Annotated in this window: 5 protein-coding genes and 1 pseudogene; 4 read left to right on the top strand and 2 right to left on the bottom strand. The window is 30.9% G+C overall.

Translation table 11 applies throughout. The features are described 5' to 3' along the window. Positions 1 to 642: 642 nt before the first annotated feature. Positions 643 to 1368, bottom strand: coding sequence for a hypothetical protein (locus C1Y58_RS26110; protein ID WP_105620090.1), 726 nt, complete (start codon positions 1366 to 1368; stop codon positions 643 to 645). 186 nt (positions 1369 to 1554) lie between these two features. Next, the gene (locus C1Y58_RS26105) at positions 1555 to 2280 is read right to left on the bottom strand and encodes a hypothetical protein (protein WP_105620089.1); all 726 of its coding nucleotides are present in this window, start codon (positions 2278 to 2280) and stop codon (positions 1555 to 1557) included. Positions 2281 to 2478: 198 nt separating this feature from the next. Here C1Y58_RS26105 and C1Y58_RS26100 point away from each other — a divergent pair, with 198 nt between their 5' ends. The 4 genes and pseudogenes from C1Y58_RS26100 to C1Y58_RS27360 form a co-directional block, all read left to right on the top strand. After that, entirely contained in the window at positions 2479 to 2709 is a 231-nt protein-coding gene (locus C1Y58_RS26100) for a hypothetical protein (RefSeq protein ID WP_105620088.1), read from the top strand. 26 nt (positions 2710 to 2735) lie between these two features. Beyond that, the gene (locus tag C1Y58_RS26095) at positions 2736 to 3041 is read left to right on the top strand and encodes a hypothetical protein (RefSeq protein WP_105620087.1); all 306 of its coding nucleotides are present in this window, start codon (positions 2736 to 2738) and stop codon (positions 3039 to 3041) included. 83 nt (positions 3042 to 3124) lie between these two features. Continuing rightward, positions 3125 to 3391, top strand: coding sequence for a hypothetical protein (locus C1Y58_RS26090; protein ID WP_105620086.1), 267 nt, complete (start codon positions 3125 to 3127; stop codon positions 3389 to 3391). A 477-nt stretch (positions 3392 to 3868) separates the two neighbouring features. After that, positions 3869 to 4121: pseudogene (locus C1Y58_RS27360) on the top strand (transposase); the annotation flags it as partial. Positions 4122 to 4185: the final 64 nt, after the last annotated feature.

Below are 4185 nucleotides of genomic sequence, written 5' to 3'. Positions count from 1 at the left end.
TTGCTTCAATTATGTATTCTTTTATTTCTTTATTACTAGGTATTTTAAGTTGACTTATGCTCATAGTAGTTCCTTTCTTAGTAAGTACTTAATTATTACAGGTTATTATGTTAAATTATAACATAATAAGTAACTAATTTTAATACTTTGAATAAAAAGAATACTAACAATATTTTATCAAATTATCGTCACTAACTTTTTATTTAATGAATTCGACAACGAATGTATGTTTGTATATGATTGGTATATGGACGGTGATTTTTATGAAGGTATTAGATAAACCAATTGACGTGATTACCTGTACAAAAGAAAATGGAACTATGATACCTTTTAAATTCAGGATAACTGAGAATGAGGAAAGATACGCTTATAATTTAAAAGTATTAAATTCAGAAAAAGACAACAACCATTATGGGAAAAAGCTTATCACTTAGACTTGCCAAGCCGAAATTAATGATCACGTAAAGATGTGTGAAATTAGATATGATAGAAATGCGATGATATGGACCTTATTTAAGATATAAGGTTTTCTATCATGCAGTAATTACATGATTGCATGCAAAAATGGTACATCACATTTTAAATATTGAAATGATGTACCTAAGATATTTCTTAGAATAACCTCATATTAAACAGATATACTTATGCACCTCTAAAATATTTTTCTCTAAACCAACTACCACTACAATTCGTAGAATTAAGACATTCTAGAGTTACCTTTGTAACATTTTTACTATAAAATAATATTTCATTATTAAGACTTGCAGTTGTTGGAATAACAAATTTTAATAAAGAGCAATTATCTAATTCTGCAATAACAGTTAAAATGCCCTTACTGGAAGATGGAAATAATTCTACGGTAAAAGTAATTTCAGCAGATTGAACGCTTTGATATATCACCTGACTCTCGCTACTTTTTAACATAAAGGATGAGAATCTCGAAACGGAATCAATAACCGGGCATTCACATCTGCGATCTGTATCAGAACCTCTTAAGATAAGTTCTACATTCCAAAACCCACTACAAGTTCCACCTTCTAAGCTATCACTTCTACACTCTACAGTTATTTTAAGGGCTCGCTTAGTGTTACAAGAAATACTATTAGAGTCAGAAGAATCACGTTTAGGTATATGAAATTCTAAGTTCTCTTCATCTGCCAATTCTACAGTCACCATTATAGTACAATCATTGCCTGAATTCTGACCTACCTCCATATCAATTTCGACCGGCCCGTCACTTTCAAAAATTTTTAAGCATTCTCCACATTCTAAATTAAAGTTTCCGCTATAACCTGGTGAGGTACTGACAGGACATTCACATTCATGATCAGATATACTATCACATTTATATTTATCTTTAAATGACATAAAATCACCTCGTCCATTTTCAATTAATATAATATATGCTTGTACAATTCTAATAGTGCAATGGACTGTAACCTATCTTTCATTCAGTAAATTACTCGATTGCATTGCAAAAATGGTACATCGCATTTAAATATTGAAATGATGTACCTTAGATTTCTTAGAATACCTCATACTAAACAAATATACTTATGCACCTCTAAATAATTTTTGTCTAAACCAAACACCACTGCAGTTCGTTGAAATAAGGCATTCTAGAGTAACTTTTGTGATGTTTTTACTATAAAATAATATTCTATTAGTTTGACTTGCACTTGTTGGAATAACAAATTTTAATAAAGAGCAATTGTCTAATTCAGCAATAGCAGTTAAGATACCCTTACTGGAAGATGGAAATAATTCTACGATAAATATAATTTCAGCAGATTCATCGCTTTGATATATCACCTGACTCTCACTACTTTTTAACATAAATGATGAAGATCTTGGAATGGAATCACTAATCGGACATTCGCAGCTGCGATCTGTATCAGAACCTCTTAAGATAAGTTCTATATCCCAAGACACACTACAATTTCCACTTTCTAAGCTAGCACTTCTACACGCTACAGTTATTTTAAGGGCTCGCTTAGTGTTAAAAGAAATACTGTTTGAGCCAGATGAATCACGTTTAGGGATTTGAAATTCTAAGTTCTTTTCATCAGCGACTTCTACGCTCACTATTATAGTACAATCATTTCCAGAACTCTGGCCTACTTCCATATCAATTTCAACTGGCTCATCACTTTCAAAAATTTTTAAGCATTCCCCACATTCTAAATTAAAGCTTCCACTATAACCTTGTGAGGTACTGACAGGACATTCACATTCACGTTCAAATATATTATCACATTTATGTTTATTTTTAAATGACATAAAACACCTCGTCCATTTTCACTTAATATAATATATGCTTGTACAATTTTAATAGTGCAATGGACTGTAGCTTAAAATAAGATTTATAATTCTTTTTAACTTCTATAAATTCCTATTTAATGTATAATGTGATATAATTTACTCAATTAGCTTATAGGGTTAAGGTTTATTTAAATTGGGGTTAGGAGGTATTATCTAATGTTTGATTTTTACAAGGATATGGCTTTAGAAACTAAGTCAGTAAGTATATTAATCAAAATTCCAATTTACATATTTTTAATATATAAAGGATGGTGGAATGATGCCGCAGCCGAATGTATTATTGCATTAGTTATAGTCACTTTAACAATTGATTACCTAGCCTATAGAATAGCAGCCTATAGAAAACTTAGACGTTATAACAAGAATAAAAAGGACGGTAAGGTTTAATTTAATAGTAAAGGAGTATAAGGTTTATGGGAAAACATTCAAAACTAGGAATTAGCTCATTCATAATAGCTATAGTTTTCTTGATCTATCATGTGGTTCTGGCTTACTTTGATATTATACAAACATTTAATGATACTCAAATTATACCAGGGTATTTATATGTTTTAGGTTCTTTGTTTTCAATGATTATGCAGCCATTTGGTGCTGGATTAGGTCTAGCAGCGATACTTGAAAAAGATACCAAAAAAGGCGTTGGAATCTGGGGACTTACTATCAATGGTCTGTTTTCAATACTAACAGTATTATCAGTTATACCGAAAATATATGGGTAATTATATCTATATACTAAAGCTCAATTTAGTATTCTTATAAGAAATATTCTATCTTTGTTTACATTATGAGGAGGGTTTAAGTAGTGAAGAAAACAATAATAGGATCTGTAATTATGTTATCAGGTATAATCATAGATATGACTATACTTATAGCTGCATCATTGTATATTCCCAATATAACATCATGGAGTGGCTCATCAAAACTATGGTTCGTAATTTTTGGTGCAAAGCAATATGGAAGTGAAGTAGTTCAAAGTCTATTTCTCGGATTCCCTTTTATAATAGGAATAATGCTAACAATCATTGGATTAATTATTTTAGTAGTAGAATATTTCGATAAAGAAAAATAAGACGCATCTTCTTGTATTATGCCCTTAATAAAGTAACATGCGCTCTAATGAATATGAACATAATTTCCCACCTAAACATTTAAATGTATTACAAAAAACAAGGAGGTAATTTGAGAGCTGTATATAACAATTCATAAACAAGTTGATTAAACACTGTAAAGCATGCTTCTTGCAACCAGTGGCGGTGCTATTGAGACCAATCTTGACTTGCTCAGTGAAATTTATCGTAGGGAAGTGAATTATAATGGAATGCTGGACACGGGTACTTACACCGTTGGTGGTTGCACCACACCCGATGCCATAGCAGATAAAGCTTTAGTAACTTCGGAAGCTATGTATAAAAGGATTTTTAGTGCATAAAAGAGTCTGTAACGTAAACTGTGTAAAAATCTCCATCCTGGTTATAATCCAAACAATCAGGAAGGAGATTTTTTTATGGGAAATAGTTTAGTTGCAAAAGAGCAAGCAAAATAACTAATTGCTAACAACGACATTCAGATTCCTTAAGATATCATGAATACTCTAAAAGGTATGTTTAAGGAAGTGCTACAAGAAATGTTAGAAGCTGAAATTGGATACTACTTTGGGTTATGAAAAATATAATCGTGATACGAACTCAAAAACTAATTATCGAAATGGTTATAGCCATAAAAAAGTAAACACTAATTTAGGTGAAATTGAAATCGATGTCCCTCGTGACCGTAATGCAGAGTTTGATCAGAATATACTTTTAGCTTACTTTCAAATCCTGTCTCCCTTTCATGTCATTTATGTATACTTCTTCAAGGAGTTTA

It is taken from the genome of Vallitalea okinawensis, assembly GCF_002964605.1.
GTDB classification, from domain to species: Bacteria; Bacillota; Clostridia; order Lachnospirales; family PQDH01; genus Vallitalea_A; species Vallitalea_A okinawensis.
Note: the sequence above shows the minus strand (reverse complement) of the source record. Positions and strands in the feature narration are given on the sequence as shown.

What these genes read in the sequence shown, in the direction of transcription:
- C1Y58_RS26110 (WP_105620090.1), bottom strand. Translation starts at nt 1,368, where the DNA reads ATGTCATTTAAAGATAAATATAAATGTGATAGTATATCTGATCATGAA.
- C1Y58_RS26105 (WP_105620089.1), bottom strand. Translation starts at nt 2,280, where the DNA reads ATGTCATTTAAAAATAAACATAAATGTGATAATATATTTGAACGTGAA.
- C1Y58_RS26100 (WP_105620088.1), top strand. Translation starts at nt 2,479, where the DNA reads ATGTTTGATTTTTACAAGGATATGGCTTTAGAAACTAAGTCAGTAAGT.
- C1Y58_RS26095 (WP_105620087.1), top strand. Translation starts at nt 2,736, where the DNA reads ATGGGAAAACATTCAAAACTAGGAATTAGCTCATTCATAATAGCTATA.